The sequence below is a fragment of the Nonomuraea rubra genome (assembly GCF_014207985.1).
GTDB lineage: Bacteria > Actinomycetota > Actinomycetes > Streptosporangiales > Streptosporangiaceae > Nonomuraea > Nonomuraea rubra.
The window spans coordinates 4,053,614-4,068,807 of the sequence record NZ_JACHMI010000001.1; the positions used below are offsets into that span (position 1 = coordinate 4,053,614).

Here is a 15,194-nt window from a genome sequence, read left to right on the forward strand (position 1 = left end):
CGGTGCGCAGGGCTGGCTCTGTGCGCGGTGCGCAGGGCTGGCGCTGAGGGGTGTTCGGCCGGGGGACTGAAGGGACGCCGGAGGGGCGGGGCCGGTGCGGAGGTGGTTGCGGTGGCGCTGGTGCGGCAGCGGTTGGTGGCATGTCATGGCGGGGGCATGTCATGGCGGTGGTGCGGGCGGTGGCGGTGTCTTGCTACGGAGCTGTGCGAGTACTGGGGCCCGTGGGCGGGATGGGCTTGGCGCCATGTGCCGGGGAAAGCGGTGTGGGCAAACGGAGAAGGTCGAGGGCTGCGAGGCCTACCTTGCTGGCGAGGAGAGGTGATGCGTTCGGACAGGGGTGACGAGGCGCCGGTGCGCTTGCGGCAGGCCTGCCTGCAGAGTGGTCAGCTCAGTCGGTGGCGAACATGCGCAGAACCAGCCCAGTTCTTGGCTTCGGGCCGAAGGAGGTGGATTTGCGGGGCACCCGTTCGCCGCCGGCGGCGATCGCCAGCACGTCGTCGACCACGAGAGGCTTGAGGATGACAGCCGTTCCGCCGGTACGGATGGCCAGGCGCACGGCGGCATCCGTGTCGTGGTGGACGATGCGTACGGTCTGGTCGTTGTCGCGCATGCCCCACACCACGGGCAGGACGAACTCGGCGAGCACGGAGGTGTTGAGGGAGTTCCAGCGGTCGGAATGATCCGGTGGCATGGCGCGGGCGAGTTGGAGCGGGTCCGGGGAGGTGAGCAGATGTGTGCCGTCCTCGCCGGCGAGCAGGAAGGCGGGCTCCGGTGCCCTCTCAAGCGCGGCCAGCCCGGCAGCCAGGTCCTTGTAGTCGTGCACCTGCCACGAGCCCTTGGCCTTGGCCACGGCCTCGTCCAGGGGCAGGCCCTGGATGACGCGGTGGATGGCCTTGAGGTCGGGTGGATAAGCGCGGGAGTCGACGAGCAGGGCGAGCCCGAAGTCCCACGGGCCCAGGGCTGCCTCGTCGTACGCCGGAGCTGCCGTGCCCGCACCGGCGTGCTCGCTCACGGCGGCTTCAGCGACGGCTGGTGGTGCTGCTGAACCGCTGGTAGCCGATGGTTCTCCAGAGTGCGCTGTTGAGGGGCCGGGGGTCGGTGGTTGTGCGGGGTGGCCGTCGCTGGCCGCGGCTGGTGCTGTTGAGGGGGCGGGGGTTGGTGATTCTTCGGGGTGGGCGTCGTTGGTGGAGGCTGGAGTGGGTGATGGCCGGGGGGCCGGTGATTGTTCGGAGAGGGCGCTGCTGCTGGCGGAGGCGGGGTGGTCGATGTCGCGGGCGGCACGTTCCTGGCGTTGGAGGACGCGGTAGGTGGCGTAGCGGTGATGGCCGTCGGCGATCAGGGCTTGGCGGTGGTGGAGGTCGGCGTTGATCGCGGCGATCTCCTCCGGGGCGGTGATCGCCCAGAGGCGGTGGGTCAGGCCGTCCTCGGTGCGCGCCGAGATGAGAGGGCGGCGGTTTGCGGCCACCTCGTCCACCAGCTGCGTGGCCGTGCCGTTGCCGCCGTCGTACAGGAGGAAGATGGGCTCGAGGTTGGCCTGGGTGGTGCTCATGAGAGCGAGGCGGTCGGCAATGGGGCCGGGGAAGACGTCCTCGTGGGGGAGGATGATGCGCTGGCCGGGATCGGCCAGGCCCACGTCGCCGATCAGGCCGCGTTGCAGGACGTCCGGGCCGCTCTGCTCGTAGACGTACAGCGCCGGTACGTCGTCCGGCACCAGGACTCCTGTGTCCAGCCACTCCGTGAGCGTGTCCCTGGCCACGGCGTACCGGGGTTGGAGCGGAGTCTCTCCGGTGGGGGACGTGGGGTCAGGGCGGAACTCGGGCGGTGCCGGTTGGGGGGATGTCGGGTGAGGGGGGCTCGTCTGAGAAGGGGGTCGAGGACTGGTCGGGGCGGGAGCATTCGGATGGGAGGAGGACTCCGGGGGCGTTCCTGGGGTGGCGGGCCCGGAGGAAGGGTGGTCGTCGTCGGTGGGTGCGCCGGGGGAGGAGTTGCTTCGGGAGGAGCAGGGAAGGATGAGGCGGACGACGTTGTTCGGGTGAGAGTCCAGCAGGACCTCTACGTCGGCGTCGGAGATCAGGTCGTACGGTGGGGAGGTCACCTTGGCGGGATCTTCGACAGCGAAACGCACGCCTCGGAAGGGCCGTAGCACCAGTCCAGCGGGTACCGGCAGTTCAGGAGTCCCCATACCGGGCATGCTCCCACAAATGCTTGCGCCTTCCAGAAGTCGCCCCATGGTTGCGGTCGTGTCCGTTCCCCGGCACGTCGGAGCCAGGTCGCCGTACAGCGATGAAGGAGTCCTCACGCATGGGTCAGGATGGGAATGTTCACGATGAGAGTGCGGGCGCTCCCCGGGGCGGGGTGTACGACTGGTACCAGCGTGGGGTGAAGTTGCTGCAGGAGGGCAGCCCCGCTGCGGCGGCGGCCTTGCTCGAACGGGCGGCGGCGGCCGAGCCTGAATCACGCAGCATCCTGGAGGCGCTGGCGCGGGCGCAGTTCAACTCCCGGCAGTACGCGGAGGCGGCGGCGAGTTTCCGGCAGATCGTGGATGCCAATCCGGCCGAGGATTATGCCTACTTCGGGTTGGGGCTGGCGTTGTGGCGGACCGGTGATGTGGAAGGGGCCCAGGAGCCGCTGGCCATCGCCGTTGCCATGCGACCGGACGAGCGGAACTATGTGTCGGCTCTGAAGAGCGTGCGTGCCACCCTGCGGGCTCGTCGGGAGATGTAGGCCGGAGCGGATGGCCGCACGACCCGGAGTGGGCGGGCTTCCGGGTCGTGGGCTTGAACGGGGGTAGGCAGGGGTTTCGGGTCGTGGGCCCACAGCCAGGGTGGTCAGGCGTGGTGGCGCTGGGCGTTGGCGGTGATGGCGGTCCGGAGGTAGGCCGCCAGGCCCGGGGTCGTGGCGTCGAGGGAGCTGGTGAAGCGGGGGTCCGAGACGTACATCTCGCCGAGGCCGCGGTGGATCTCGTACGTGCACTCGTAGCACCAGCGGGAGATGTGGGCCCGGTGTTCCTCCGCCAGGTCCATGGCCAGGTCGCCGTCGGCGGGGGCGCCGGAGCGGAGCGCGTCCGACAGGCGGGTGGTGATCTCGGCCCCCTCCGCGATGAAGCGCCTCCAGTCTTCCTTGGTATAGGAGGACGAGCGGCGCCTGGCGTCCTCCCATGCCTCCGTGCCGCCCCAGCGTTGCTCCGCCTCCGCCGCGTGCGCGTCGGGGTCGAAGCCGCCGAAGAGTTCGGCGCGGTCCTCGGCGGTGAGGTTGAGGTTCGCGGACATGGTCATCCCTTCTCCAGGTGGGTACGAGGGCGACGCTAAAGTCTCACGCAACGTGAGAGTCAACCGGGAAGAGGCGTTGTGCTGATCGACGGCTATGACACCCTGCTGCTCGACCTCGACGGCGTGGTCTATCTGGGCAACCACGCGGTGCCGGGGGCTCCGGCGGCGCTGGAGGAGGCCCAGCGGCGTGGTGTGCGGCTGGCGTACGTCACCAACAACGCCTCCCGCACGCCGGCGGCCATCTCGGGCCACCTGCGGGAGCTGGGGGTGCCGGCCTCGGCCGAGGACGTGGTGACCTCGGCGCAGGCCGCCGCGCGGTTGATCGCGGAGCGGGTGCCGCCCGGCGCGAAAGTGCTCGTGGTCGGCGGGTCCGGCCTGCGGCTGGCGGTACGGGACCGCGGGCTCCGCCCCGTCTCCACCGCCGCCGAATCGCCCGTCGCCGTGGTGCAGGGGATCGCGCCCGGGCTGTCGTACGGCCTGCTGTCTGAGGGGGCGCTGGCAGTGCGGCAGGGGGCGTTGTTCGTGGCGTCCAACGCGGACAGCACGATGCCGACCGGGCGGGGAGAGCTGCCGGGGAACGGGGCCATGGTGCGGGTGATCGCGCACGCCACCGGGGTCGAGCCGATCTACGCCGGCAAGCCCGATCCGCCGTTGCACCGGGAGTCGATGATCCGTACGGGGGCGCGGCGGCCGCTGGTCGTCGGTGATCGGCTCGACACCGACATCGAGGGGGCCTCCAACGCGGGGGTGGAGAGCCTGCTGGTGCTGACCGGGGTGGCGACGGCGGCCGACCTGCTGACGGCGGAGCCCCGGCACCGGCCCACGTACGTGGGGGAGGATCTGGGGGCGTTGCTCCTGCCCTACCCCGAGGTGCGCGATGGTGCCTGCGGGGGGTGGCGGGCCGAGTGGCGGGACGGGGTGCTGCGTCTCGAGGGGGAGGGCAGCCGGATCGATGGGCTGAGGGCCGCGAGCGATGCCGCCTGGGCGGCGGCCGGTGAGGGCAGAATCGAGGAGGACGCGGTCAAGCCGGTGCTCGACCGCGTGGGGTGAAAGTGTTTCGATCGCGCGGGGTGAAGGGTGTCTCGATCGCGTGCGAGCGAACGTGACCTCGACCGCGTGCGGGGGAACGGCAACTCGACCGCGTGCGGGAGAACGGCAACTCGACCGCGTGCGGGGGAACGGCAACTCGACCGCGTGCGGGTGAAGGGTGAACTCGACCGCGTGCGGGTGAAGGTGAGCGGGCGGCCGACCCCTGGGGTGAGTGGGGTGCGGGTGATGTGGTGGCCGGTCAGGTGATGCGGTGGCTGGTCTGGCGGGTGAACTGCCAGGCGCCGACCGCCAGGAGCAGCGCCGAGGCCACCCCCAGCGCCCCCAGCGACACCGGCACCCCACCACCCCACCCCCGCAGCACCAGCAGGCGCATCGCCTCGATCGCGTACGTGAGCGGATTCACCCGCGCCACCACCTCCATCCACCCGGGCATGGCCGTGAGCGGCACGAAGGCGTTGCTCATGAACAGCAGCGGCAGCGAGGCGAACCCGGTGATGGCGAAGAACGTCCCGTGCGAGGGCACCGCGCAGGCCAGCGCCATCGCCGCCGCCGTGAGCGCCAGCGTGAGCAGCGCCGTGGCCGCCAGGATCGCCAGCACGCCGGCGGCCCCCGAGGCGGGGCGCACGCCCAGGGCGAGCGCCACGAGCAGGATCACCAGCACCTGGACCGCGTTCATGCCCACCTGGAATACGAACCGCGACACGATCAGCGAGCTGCGCCTGATCGGCATGCTGAGCAGCTTGTCCAGGTATCCGGTCTCCTTGTCGAACAGCAGGGGCATGGCCGCCGTCACCCCGTTGCCCACCACGGTGAACGCGATGACGCCCGGCACCGCGAAGGCGATGTAGTCGGCCGTCCCCACCACCCGCGCGTCCACCGCGCCGCCCAGGCCGCCGGCGAAGAACACCAGCCACACGGCCGGCTGCAGGACGCTGAACAGCAGGTTCAGGCGTTCCCGTAGCGTCATGAGCAGCCAGCGCCGCGACAGCGCCAGCACCTCCTGTGACCACATCAGCTCGGCTCCTCCCGCAGTGCGTGCCCGGTGTGACGGAGGAAGACCTCGTCGAGGGACGCGGCCCCCAGCGCGGCCTTCAGCTCGGCGGGCGTCCCCGTGACCACCTGGCGGCCGTGGTCGATGATCGTGAGCCGGTCGCAGAGGCGGTCGGCCTCGTCGAGGTAGTTGGTGGCCAGGAGCACGGTCATGCCGGCGTCGCAGAGGGCGCGGATGTGCTCCCACATGTGGTGGCGCGACTGCACGTCCAAACCGAGGGTGGGCTCGTCGAGGATCAGCAGCTCCGGCCGGTGCAGCAGGCCGCAGGCCAGGTCGAGGCGTTTCTGCATGCCGCCCGAGTACTCCTGGACGAGCCGGTCGGCGTGCCGGGTCAGGCCCACGAGGTCGAGGACCTCGGCGACCCTGTCCTTCAGCCGCCGCCTGGGCACGTGGTAGAGGGCCGCCTCGATCTCGGCCTTCTCCCTGCCGGTCAGCAGGTAGTGCCCCATCGGGGAGACCTGCTGCATCACGTAGCCGATGCGGCCGCGTACCTCTGACGCGGCCCGCACCACGTCGAACCCGCACACCCGCGCGGCGCCCCCGCTGGGCGGCAGCAGCGTGGCGAGCATCCTGATCGTGGTCGTCTTGCCCGCGCCGTTCGGCCCGAGGAGGCCGAAGATCTCCCCGGGCGGGATCTCCAGGGTGAGGCCGTCCACGGCGAGGGTCCGCTCGCCGAAGGTGCGGCTCAGGTGCTCGGTGTCGATGATCCAGCCCATGTTGCTTCATCCGTCGCGTAATAGTTAATGAAGTCATTAAATATTTGGGCGACGAGGGCCGTCAAGGCCACCGGCCGGGCGTTCAGATGAGTCTGCGCAGCCGCAGCAGGTCGCCGAAGCTCGCGTCGATCTTCACCCGCCCCCCGAGCAGCGCCCGCGCCAGATCCAGCTCGCCGTCGACCAGCGCGACCAGGTCGTCGCTCACGATCGTGAGCTTCACGTCGGCGGGCTTGCCGTCCGCCGGCGGCTCCTCCGTGAACGGGTCCAGCCCCCCGTGGTGCAGCCGGCCGTAGAAGGTCACGTCGAGGTCGGACACCCGGCAGCTGACCGTGCGCTCGACCACGTGTTTGGCACGGTCCTCCTCGTCGATCTCGTCGAACTGCGCGACGAGCTTGGCCAGTGCCGCCCGGCACTCCTCGACGCTTGCCATGATGCGTATCCTTTCTTCCTTTTGCGGACGGTAGCGTTCCACATCAGTAGCACCCCCGTATGGGCTTCAACGCGTGACACGCCTGCCAAGGTCCCGGACGCTCGCGGGAGGCGTTACGGTCGAGTCATGAGTGAGGTGCCGGAGGAGACCGGTGACGGGCGGGTCGACGCCATCGTGGCCCGCCTCGGCCGGCTGGGCGAGCTGCCGGTGAGCGAGCACGTCGCGGTCTTCGACGAGGCGTTCTCCGAGCTGGAGAGCACGCTGGCCGCCGTGGAGGAGACGACTCGCGAGGAGTCTGCGGACGCGGGGCGCCGGTGAGCCGCAGGATCCGGCTCGACAGCGAGCTCGTCCGCCGCGGCATGGCCCGATCGCGCGAGCAGGCCGCGCAGCTCATCGAGGACGGGCGGGTCAGCGTCGGCGGGCAGCGGGCGCGCAAGCCCGCCACCCAGGTCGACACCGCCTCCGCCATCGTCGTGGCCGCCTCCGAGGACGGGCCCGACTACGTTTCGCGCGGAGCGCACAAGCTGCTCGGCGCGCTCGACACCTTCGAGGCGCTGGAGGTGGCGGGGCGCCGCTGCCTCGACGCGGGCGCGTCCACGGGCGGGTTCACCGACGTGCTGCTGCGCCGCGGGGCCGGCCACGTGCTCGCCGTGGACGTCGGCTACGGGCAGCTCGCCTGGTCGCTGCGCAACGACGAGCGGGTGACGGTCATGGAGCGCGTCAACGTGCGCGACCTCACCCCCGAGATGGTCGGCGAGCCGCCCACGCTGATCGTCGGCGACCTGTCGTTCATCTCGCTGCGGCTCGTGCTGCCCGCGCTGGCCGCGGTCGCCGCGCCCCAGGCGGACTTCGTGATGCTGGTCAAACCGCAGTTCGAGGTGGGCAAGGACCTCGTCGGGGCGGGCGGCGTCGTACGGGATCCCGAGTTGCGCGCCCGCTCCGTGCGCGACGCCGCCGCCAAGGCGCTGGAGCTGGGGCTGAGCGTGCGCGGAGTGACCGCCAGCCCGCTGCCGGGGCCGTCGGGAAATGTGGAGTATCTGATCTGGCTGGGCAAGGGGGACGGCGCGCCGCAGCTCGCCGACCTCGACGCCGAGATCCAGCGTGCCGTCGCGGAAGGGCCGCAATGAATCGGACCGTGCTGGTCGCCGTGCACACCGGGCGCGGCGCCGCCGTCGACAGCGCCCGGCTGGTCATCAACCGGCTGGTCGACGCCGGCATCACCGTCAGGGTGCTGGACACGGAGTGCGCGGAGATCGGCTGCGACAAGGCCGACGCGGTGCCGGCCGACCCCGGCGCCGCCAAGGACGCCGAGGTCATGATCGTGCTCGGCGGCGACGGGTCGCTGCTGCGCGCCGCCGAGCTGGCCAGGCCCGCGGGCACGCCGCTGCTGGGCGTCAACCTGGGGCACGTCGGCTTCCTGGCCGAGGCCGAGGTCGCCGACCTGGCGGCGGCGGTCGACAGCGTCGTGGCCGGCCGCTACGACGTCGAGGAACGCATGACGGTCGATGTTCTCGCCCGGCAGAACGGCCGCGTCCTGGCCGACACCTGGGCGCTGAACGAGGCCACCGTCGAGAAGCAGGAGCGCATGCTGGAGGTGGTCGCCGAGATCGACGGGCGGCCGCTGTCCAGGTGGGGGTGCGACGGCGTGATCTGCGCCACTCCGACCGGTTCCACCGCGTACGCGTTCTCCGCCGGCGGCCCCGTCGTCTGGCCCGAGGTCGAGGCGCTGCTCATGGTGCCCATCAGCGCGCACGCGCTGTTCGCCAAGCCGCTGGTCGTCTCGCCCCGCTCCACGCTGGCCGTCGAGATCCTGCCGGACACGCCCGGCGGGGTTCTGTGGTGTGATGGGAGACGCAGATTCGAACTCCCGTCCGGGACCCGGGTGGAGGTTCGCAGGGGCGCCGAGCCCGTACGCCTGGCGCGCCTGCACGGAGTGGAGAGCACCGGAGCGCCCTTCACCGACCGGCTGGTGGCCAAGTTCGAGCTTCCCGTCCAGGGGTGGCGCGGAAGGGCGCGACCCTGAGTGAATGGAGGGGAGAGCGCGTAGGATCACGTGGGCAATGACCGGCCGTTTCCAGGGGCCACCTGGGGGCGGGCAGCGGCGTCAGACACGGCAGTGAACGGGAGTGGGCAGTGCGACCGAGGGTCGAGGAGGTCCGCATCCAGGGGCTCGGCGTCATCGACGAGGCCGTGCTCGAGCTTTCGCCTGGCTTCAACGTGGTCACCGGCGAGACGGGTGCGGGCAAGACGATGGTCGTGACCGGGCTCGGGCTGCTGTTCGGCGGCCGGGCCGACCCCTCGCGCGTGCGGCCGGGGGCCGAGCGGGCGAGCGTGGAGGGCACGCTGGTCATCGAGCCGGGCGGCCGCGTCGCCCAGCAGGTCGAGGACATCGGCGGCGAGGCCGAGGACGGCGAGCTGATCATCTCGCGGACGGTCTCCGCCGAGGGCAGGTCCAGGGCGTGGCTGGGCGGGCGCACGGTGCCCGTGGGCACGCTGACCTACCTCGCCGACGACCTGGTGGCCGTCCACGGGCAGATGGACCAGCAGCGGCTGCTGCAGCCGGCCAGGCAGCGGGCCGCACTCGACAGGTACGCCGGCAACGACCTGGTCAAGCCGCTGCGGGCGTACTCCCAGGCGTACAAGCGGCACAAGCAGGTGGCCGCGCAGCTCGAAGAGCTGACCACCAGGGCCAGGGAGCGGGCGCAGGAGGCCGACCTGCTGCGGTTCGGGCTGGAGGAGGTCGAGAAGGTCGACCCCAAGCCGGGCGAGGACGACGAGCTGCGCGGCGAGGAGGAGCGGCTCTCGCACGCCGACGCGCTGCGCAGCGCCGCGACGACCGCGCACACGGCGCTGCTCGGCGACCCGATGGAGGCCGCGGGCGGCCCGCACGACGTGATCTCGCTGCTGGGCGAGGCGCGGGCTGCAGTCGAGGCGGTGCGCGACTTCGACACCCAGCTCGCCGGGGTGGCCGACCGGCTGGCCGAGGCCGGATACCTGATCTCCGACGTGGCCACCGACCTGGCGGCGTACGCGGAGTCGATCGAGGCCGACCCGGCGCGGCTGGCCGCAGTGCAGGAGCGCCGGTCGGTGCTGTCCAGCCTGATCAGGAAGTACGCCGAGAACAGCGCGGGCGTGCTGGCCTGGGCGCAGCAGGCCGCCGCCCGGCTGGCCGAGCTGGAGGGCGACGACGAGCGCATCGACGAGCTGACCCGCGAGTACGACGAGCTGACCGCACGCCTCACCGAGCTGGCCGACCGGCTCACGAGCGTGCGCCAGGCCGCCGCCGAGCGGTTCGGCGAGGCCGTGACCGAGGAGCTGACGGCGCTGGCCATGCCCCACGCCAGGGTCGTGGTGCAGCTCACCCAGGCGGCGGAGTTCGGCCCCGAGGGGCGCGACGAGGTGGAGCTGCGCATGGCCGCGCATCCCGCCGCGCCGCCGCTGCCGCTCAACAAGGGCGCCTCCGGCGGTGAGCTGAGCCGCGTGATGCTCGCGATCGAGGTCGTCTTCGCCGGCGCAGACCCCGTGCCGACGTTCGTGTTCGACGAGGTCGACGCGGGGGTCGGCGGGAAGGCGGCGGTCGAGATCGGGCGCAGGCTGGCCAGGCTGGCCCGCACCGCGCAGGTGATTGTCGTCACACATCTGCCGCAGGTGGCGGCGTTCGCCGACCAGCATCTCGTGGTCGAGAAGGCGAGCGACGGCAGCGTCGTGCGCAGTGGTGTCGTCACGCTCAACCACGAGGGTCGCGTACGCGAACTCTCCCGCATGCTGGCCGGTCTGGAGGACTCCGAGCTGGGCCGGGCGCACGCGGAGGAGCTGCTGGGCCTGGCGGCAGCCGACAGGTGATCCTGGGTGACATAGCGGACACGCCGCGCCATGCGTGGCCTCCGCGCTGTTTCGCTCTGGCAGGATGGTCTTGATGAAGGTTCCGGGAAGCAGAATGCCGGGCCTCCGCGGTAGGAAGGTCGAGGGCCTTCCCGGTGTGACGGCAGTGGCGAGGATCGACCGGCGTACCAAGAGGCTCACCAAACGCCTCCAGCCCGGGGAAATCGCCATAATCGACCATGTCGACGTTGACCGGGTCAGCGCGGAGGCGCTCGTCGCGTGCGGCGCCGCGGCCGTGGTCAACGTGGCCAGCGGCATCAGCGGCCGTTACCCCAACCTGGGGCCGCAGATCCTGCTCGACAACGGTGTGCCGTTCGTCGACAACGCCAACCAGGAGCTGTTCGAGCGGATCAAGGACGGCGACGTCGTCCGCGTCTGCGAGGGCGTCGTCTACCTCGACGACGACGTGGTCGGCAAGGGCGAGCAGCAGAGCCTGGAGACCGTCGAGTCCGCGATGGCGGAGGCGCGCGCCGGGCTGGCCGTGCAGATCGAGGCTTTCGCCGTCAACACGATGGAGTACGTTCGCGGTGAGGGCAAGCTTCTCATCGACGGAGTCGGCGTGCCTGAGATCCGCACCCCCATGGAGGGCAGACATGTCCTCATCGTGGTGCGCGGATATCACTACAAGGAAGACATCGCCACGCTGCGCCCGTACATCCGCGAGTACCGCCCCGTCCTCGTCGGCGTCGACGGCGGCGCCGACGCGCTGCTGGAGGCCGGCTACCTGCCCGACGTGATCGTCGGCGACTTCGACTCGGTCTCCACCAAGGCCCTGACCTGCGGCGCCGAGCTCGTCGTGCACGCCTACCGCGACGGCAGGGCTCCCGGCCTGGAGCGCGTGCACCAGCTCGGCCGCGAAGCGGTGATCTTCCCCGCCACCGGCACCAGCGAGGACATCGCGATGCTGCTGGCCGACGACAAGGGCGCCGAGCTCATCGTCGCGGTCGGCACGCACGGCACGCTGGAGGAGTTCCTCGACAAGGGCCGCTCCGGCATGGCCAGCACCTTCCTCACCCGGCTGATCATCGGCAGCAAGCTCATCGACGCCAAGGGCGTCAGCAGGCTCTACCGCAGCCGCATCACCACCTCCCAACTGCTCCTGCTCGTGATCACCGCGCTGATCACCATGGGGGTCGCGCTCGGCCTCTCACCCCTCGGCCGCACCTGGCTGAACGGCCTGCAAGACCTCTGGAACGCATTCATCTTCTGGCTGGTCGGACTCTTCTCGTGATCGATTTTCGCTACCACCTCGTCTCCATCGTCGCCATCTTCCTGGCCCTCGCGGTGGGGATCGTGCTGGGCACCACCCTGCTGCAGGGGCCGGCGGTCAAGTCCATCGAGGAGGTGACGGCGGGGCTCACCGCGTCCAACGACGAGCTGCGCGCGCAGATCGACACCCTGCGCGGGCGCGAGGCCGCCAACGACCAGTTCATCATCTCGTCCACGGCCGACCTGGTGGCCGGCGACCTGACGGGCCAGCGGGTGCTGCTGGTCGAGTCGCCGGGCTCCAGCAACGCCGTGCGCGAGGCCTCCGAGCAGGTGCTCGACCAGGCGGGCGCGGAGGTCTCCGGCCGGGTCGCGCTGAGCGAGAAGTTCTTCGACCCCAAGACCAAGGGCGTGCTCGACGGCCTGGTGAACCAGCTCAAGCCGGTCAACATGGTCTTCCCCGCCACCGCGACGAGCTGGGACAGGGCCGCCGCGCTGCTCGCCGCCACTCTGGTCACGACCGACCAGGCCCAGGGCGGCACGCCGAACCCCGCCACCGCCGACGTCCTGAGCACGTTCGAGGCGGGCGGGCTGCTCACCGCCGAGGGCGATCCGGTCAAGCGGGCCACGCTCGTGGTGATGTTCGCGCCGGAGCGGGCGTACGAGGGGGAGAACGCCGAGACGCAGGCGGGCGCGATCGTCTCCGTCGCCGACGGGCTCGACGTCGGCAGCCAGGGCGCGGTGCTGGCCGGGATGGCCGACCCCGCCGCCTCGCCCGGCGACGCGATCAGCGCCGTACGCGACGAGGGCGAGGTCTCCAAGCGCGTGTCCACGGTGGATACCGCCGACATGCCGGTGGGGCGCGTCGCGATCGTCTACTCTCTCCGGGAGCAGACGTCCGGGCGTGCCGGCCAGTACGGCGTGGGCAAGGGAGCCTCGGCCCCCGTGCCCGCGGTGACGTCCGCGACCCCGTCCCCCACGACCACGTCAGGGAGCTGACATGCCTGCCAGCCGGGCCCGTGGCCTGCTGTACGCCCTCGCCGGCGCCGCGATCGGCGCCGTGGCCGCCCGCGCCGCCTACACGGCGTTCACCCGCGACCGGCCCGCCGACCTGAGCGGCCGCTGGACCAGGAAGAACCACCGCGGCGAGCCCATCACCCTGCTCGAAGGCCCCGCGTTCGCGGCCGGCGCCGCCGCCTCCGCCGCGCTCACGCCCGGCCTGACCCCGCGGGTGCGGGCCGCCGCGCTGCTCGCGGGCGTCGGCAGCGGCGCGGTCGGCGCCTACGACGACCTGTACGGCACCACCTCGTCCAAGGGCTTCAAGGGCCACCTCAGCGCGCTGGCCCGCGGCGAGGTCACCAGCGGCGCCGTCAAGATCCTCGGCATCGGCGCCAGCGGTCTGGCCGCCGCCGCGCTCGTCTCCAAGGGCCCCGCCGACACCCTGGTCAACGGCGCGACCATCGCCGCCACCGCGAACCTCGCCAACCTCTTCGACCTGCGCCCCGGCCGGGCCATCAAGGTCGGCCTGCTGACCGGCGGGCCGCTGCTGGCCGCCGCGCTGTTCCGCCACTCGCCCGCCACGGCCGCGCTGGCCGCCGCCCCGCTGGGCGCCGCCGCCGCGCTGCTGCCCGAGGACCTCGGCGAGCGCGCGATGCTCGGCGACGCCGGCGCCAACGCCCTGGGCGCCCTGCTCGGCCTGGCCGCCGTCACCGAGCTGGGCAGGCCGGGCCGGTACGCGCTGCTGGGCACCGTCGTGGCGCTGACGGCGGCGGCGGAGAAGGTCAGCTTCACCAAGGTCATCGCGGGCAACCGGGTGCTCAACGGCATCGACATGCTCGGCCGCCGCCCGGTCGATCCCGCCTGAGCCGTTTGCGCCGGCCCGTGTGGTCCGCGTTGCTCGTTTGCCGGCCCGGCCTGCCAGGATGTCTGCGTAGCGTGGATGGCTGAGGGAGGCCGGGTGGGTGTGGTGACGGCGCGGGGCGTCGCGGGCGGCGCGATGCTCATCGGGGCGATCACCGTGCTGGCGCGCGTCATCGGGTTCGCCAAGCAGTACGCGTTCGCCACCACCGTCGGCACCAACTGCCTGTCCACGGCCTACATGACGGCCAACCAGCTCCCCAACATCATCTTCGAGGTCGTGGCCGGCGGCGCCCTGGCGGGCCTGGTCGTGCCGCTGCTGGCCGGCGCCGCCGACCGGGGCTCGCGGGAGCGGGCGGGGTGGATCGGCTCGGCGCTGCTCACCTGGGTGCTGGTCGTGCTCGTCCCGGTGGGCGTGCTGCTGGCGGTGTTCGCCGGGCCGATCGTCGGGCTGTTCTTCGGCGGTGCCATCGACGGCTGTGACGTCGGCGACGTGAGCGCCGTCGCCACGCGCATGCTGGTCGTCTTCGCGCCCCAGATCCCCCTGTACGGCGTCGCCGTGGTGCTCTACGGCGTGCTGCAGTCGCACAAGCGGTTCACCGGGCCGGCGGTCGCGCCCCTGGTGTCCAGCATCGTGGTCATCGTCGCGTACCTGCTGTTCGTGCCGCTCAGCGGCGGCGAGAGCGACCCGGGGGCGGTGCCGGAGCCCGCGGAGCTGGCGCTGTCGGTGGGCACCAGCCTGGGCGTGCTGTCGCTGGTGCTGGCCGTGCTCGGGCCTGTGGCCCGGCTGGGGCTGCGGTGGCGGCCCACGTTACGGTTCCCCGGCGGGGTGGCCGGGCAGGTGCGCAGGCTCGCGCTGGCGGGCATCGCGGCGCTCCTCGCCCAGCAGGCGGCCATGATCGTGGTGCTCGTGCTGTCGAACCACGCGATCGGCAACGGAGCCATCGCCGTCTACAACTACGCGTGGGCGATCTACCTGGTGCCGTACGCGGTGCTGGCCGTGCCCATCGCCACCAGCGCCTTCCCCCGGCTGTCCGCCCAGGCGGGCGAGCCGGAGGCGTTCGCGGCGCTGGCGGCGCGCACGACCCGGGCCGTGGTGCTGGTGTCAGGGCTGGCCGCCGGCGTGCTGGCCGCCGCGTCGGGGCCCGGTGCGGTGGTGTTCCTGGCGGACAAGAGCGAGGTGCCGCCGGGGGAGCTGGCGGCGGCGATCGCGCTGTTCACGCCCGGGCTGATCGGTTACGGGCTGATCGCGCATCTCAGCCGGGTGCTGTACGCGGCCGGCCGCGGGCGCGCGGTCGCCGCCGGGACCGTGGCCGGCTGGGGGGTGGTGATGGTCGCCCAGACCGTCTTCGTGCTGGTGCTGCCCGACAGGTGGGAGATCGGCGGGATGGCGCTCGGGATGAGCGTGGGCATGACCGTGGGCGGCGGGATGCTGCTGTGGTCGGTCGTGCGGGCCCGCGGGCGCGCGGCCGCGGCCGGGCTCGTCAGGGCCGGGGCGGCGGCGGTCGCCGGAGGGCTGCTGGGGTATCTGGCGGGGGCCGGGGCGGTGGCGTTGCTCGGTGCGAGCGGTATCTGGGCGAACGTGGGGGCCGCGGTGGCGGGCGCCGTCGTGGCGCTGGTCGTGGGCGGGGCCGTCGTGGCCGTGGTGGACCGGGGCGACGCGGAGGCGGTGGCCCGGCTGCTGCGGCGGAACGGCCCCGGCGCCGGTGCTTGACAGGACGAGGAGGGGACAG

At 72.1% G+C, this 15,194-nt stretch carries 15 protein-coding genes; 10 read left to right on the plus strand and 5 right to left on the minus strand.

Annotated elements, in window-relative coordinates:
* Positions 1-388: 388 nt before the first annotated feature.
* Entirely contained in the window at positions 389-2,230 is a 1,842-nt protein-coding gene (locus HD593_RS63445; protein ID WP_312903543.1) for a DUF1015 family protein, read from the minus strand.
* 71 nt (positions 2,231-2,301) lie between these two features.
* Between HD593_RS63445 and HD593_RS18520 the strand changes: the two genes are divergently transcribed.
* Positions 2,302-2,724 carry a tetratricopeptide repeat protein gene (locus HD593_RS18520; protein WP_185103330.1) on the plus strand — a complete coding sequence of 141 codons (423 nt, stop codon included), beginning with the start codon at positions 2,302-2,304 and terminating at the stop codon, positions 2,722-2,724.
* A gap of 104 nt (positions 2,725-2,828) precedes the next feature.
* Here the strand turns inward: HD593_RS18520 and HD593_RS18525 are convergent, their stop codons facing one another.
* Positions 2,829-3,275, minus strand: a complete 447-nt coding sequence (locus HD593_RS18525) for a TipAS antibiotic-recognition domain-containing protein (RefSeq protein WP_185103331.1) — start codon at positions 3,273-3,275, stop codon at positions 2,829-2,831.
* Between the two features lie 72 nt (positions 3,276-3,347).
* Here HD593_RS18525 and HD593_RS18530 point away from each other — a divergent pair, with 72 nt between their 5' ends.
* Positions 3,348-4,319 (plus strand): HAD-IIA family hydrolase, encoded by a 972-nt coding sequence (locus HD593_RS18530; RefSeq protein WP_185103332.1) that lies wholly within the window; start codon positions 3,348-3,350, stop codon positions 4,317-4,319.
* Positions 4,320-4,557: 238 nt separating this feature from the next.
* Here the strand turns inward: HD593_RS18530 and HD593_RS18535 are convergent, their stop codons facing one another.
* The 3 genes from HD593_RS18535 to HD593_RS18545 all read right to left on the minus strand — a co-directional run bounded on the left by HD593_RS18535 (position 4,558) and on the right by HD593_RS18545 (position 6,516).
* Positions 4,558-5,331, minus strand: coding sequence for an ABC transporter permease (locus tag HD593_RS18535; RefSeq protein ID WP_185103333.1), 774 nt, complete (start codon positions 5,329-5,331; stop codon positions 4,558-4,560).
* Positions 5,331-6,086, minus strand: a complete 756-nt coding sequence (locus tag HD593_RS18540; protein WP_185103334.1) for an ABC transporter ATP-binding protein — start codon at positions 6,084-6,086, stop codon at positions 5,331-5,333. Before HD593_RS18540 ends, HD593_RS18535 begins: the two co-directional genes overlap by 1 nt.
* Before the next feature lie 82 nt (positions 6,087-6,168).
* Positions 6,169-6,516 carry an SCP2 sterol-binding domain-containing protein gene (locus HD593_RS18545; protein ID WP_185103335.1) on the minus strand — a complete coding sequence of 116 codons (348 nt, stop codon included), beginning with the start codon at positions 6,514-6,516 and terminating at the stop codon, positions 6,169-6,171.
* Between the two features lie 126 nt (positions 6,517-6,642).
* Here HD593_RS18545 and HD593_RS18550 point away from each other — a divergent pair, with 126 nt between their 5' ends.
* The 8 genes from HD593_RS18550 (at position 6,643) to murJ (ending at position 15,175) form a co-directional block, all read left to right on the plus strand.
* A complete protein-coding gene (locus tag HD593_RS18550) occupies positions 6,643-6,834 on the plus strand; it encodes a hypothetical protein (RefSeq protein ID WP_185103336.1) in 192 nt (63 codons plus the stop codon).
* Positions 6,831-7,643: a TlyA family RNA methyltransferase gene (locus tag HD593_RS18555; protein WP_185103337.1), complete on the plus strand. Its 813-nt coding sequence runs from the start codon at positions 6,831-6,833 to the stop codon at positions 7,641-7,643. Before HD593_RS18550 ends, HD593_RS18555 begins: the two co-directional genes overlap by 4 nt.
* Positions 7,640-8,539 carry an NAD kinase gene (locus HD593_RS18560; RefSeq protein ID WP_185103338.1) on the plus strand — a complete coding sequence of 300 codons (900 nt, stop codon included), beginning with the start codon at positions 7,640-7,642 and terminating at the stop codon, positions 8,537-8,539. Before HD593_RS18555 ends, HD593_RS18560 begins: the two co-directional genes overlap by 4 nt.
* A 110-nt stretch (positions 8,540-8,649) precedes the next feature.
* Positions 8,650-10,359: a DNA repair protein RecN gene (gene recN, locus HD593_RS18565; RefSeq protein WP_185103339.1), complete on the plus strand. Its 1,710-nt coding sequence runs from the start codon at positions 8,650-8,652 to the stop codon at positions 10,357-10,359.
* A gap of 73 nt (positions 10,360-10,432) precedes the next feature.
* Positions 10,433-11,629, plus strand: coding sequence for a putative cytokinetic ring protein SteA (steA, locus tag HD593_RS18570; protein WP_185103340.1), 1,197 nt, complete (start codon positions 10,433-10,435; stop codon positions 11,627-11,629).
* The gene (locus HD593_RS18575) at positions 11,626-12,603 is read left to right on the plus strand and encodes a copper transporter (RefSeq protein WP_185103341.1); all 978 of its coding nucleotides are present in this window, start codon (positions 11,626-11,628) and stop codon (positions 12,601-12,603) included. The genes steA and HD593_RS18575 overlap by 4 nt, the downstream gene beginning before the upstream one ends.
* 1 nt (position 12,604) lies before the next feature.
* Complete coding sequence (locus HD593_RS18580; RefSeq protein WP_185103342.1) at positions 12,605-13,468, plus strand: hypothetical protein; 864 nt, start codon at positions 12,605-12,607, stop codon at positions 13,466-13,468.
* A gap of 93 nt (positions 13,469-13,561) precedes the next feature.
* Positions 13,562-15,175, plus strand: coding sequence for a murein biosynthesis integral membrane protein MurJ (gene murJ, locus HD593_RS18585; protein WP_185103343.1), 1,614 nt, complete (start codon positions 13,562-13,564; stop codon positions 15,173-15,175).
* Positions 15,176-15,194: the final 19 nt, after the last annotated feature.

Bases quoted from the DNA above. Each gene is read 5' to 3' on its own strand.
- HD593_RS63445 (WP_312903543.1), bottom strand. From the start codon at position 2,230: ATGGGGCGACTTCTGGAAGGCGCAAGCATTTGTGGGAGCATGCCCGGT.
- HD593_RS18520 (WP_185103330.1), top strand. From the start codon at position 2,302: ATGGGTCAGGATGGGAATGTTCACGATGAGAGTGCGGGCGCTCCCCGG.
- HD593_RS18525 (WP_185103331.1), bottom strand. From the start codon at position 3,275: ATGACCATGTCCGCGAACCTCAACCTCACCGCCGAGGACCGCGCCGAA.
- HD593_RS18535 (WP_185103333.1), bottom strand. From the start codon at position 5,331: ATGTGGTCACAGGAGGTGCTGGCGCTGTCGCGGCGCTGGCTGCTCATG.
- HD593_RS18540 (WP_185103334.1), bottom strand. From the start codon at position 6,086: ATGGGCTGGATCATCGACACCGAGCACCTGAGCCGCACCTTCGGCGAG.
- HD593_RS18545 (WP_185103335.1), bottom strand. From the start codon at position 6,516: ATGGCAAGCGTCGAGGAGTGCCGGGCGGCACTGGCCAAGCTCGTCGCG.
- HD593_RS18550 (WP_185103336.1), top strand. From the start codon at position 6,643: ATGAGTGAGGTGCCGGAGGAGACCGGTGACGGGCGGGTCGACGCCATC.
- HD593_RS18560 (WP_185103338.1), top strand. From the start codon at position 7,640: ATGAATCGGACCGTGCTGGTCGCCGTGCACACCGGGCGCGGCGCCGCC.
- steA (WP_185103340.1), top strand. From the start codon at position 10,433: ATGAAGGTTCCGGGAAGCAGAATGCCGGGCCTCCGCGGTAGGAAGGTC.
- HD593_RS18580 (WP_185103342.1), top strand. From the start codon at position 12,605: ATGCCTGCCAGCCGGGCCCGTGGCCTGCTGTACGCCCTCGCCGGCGCC.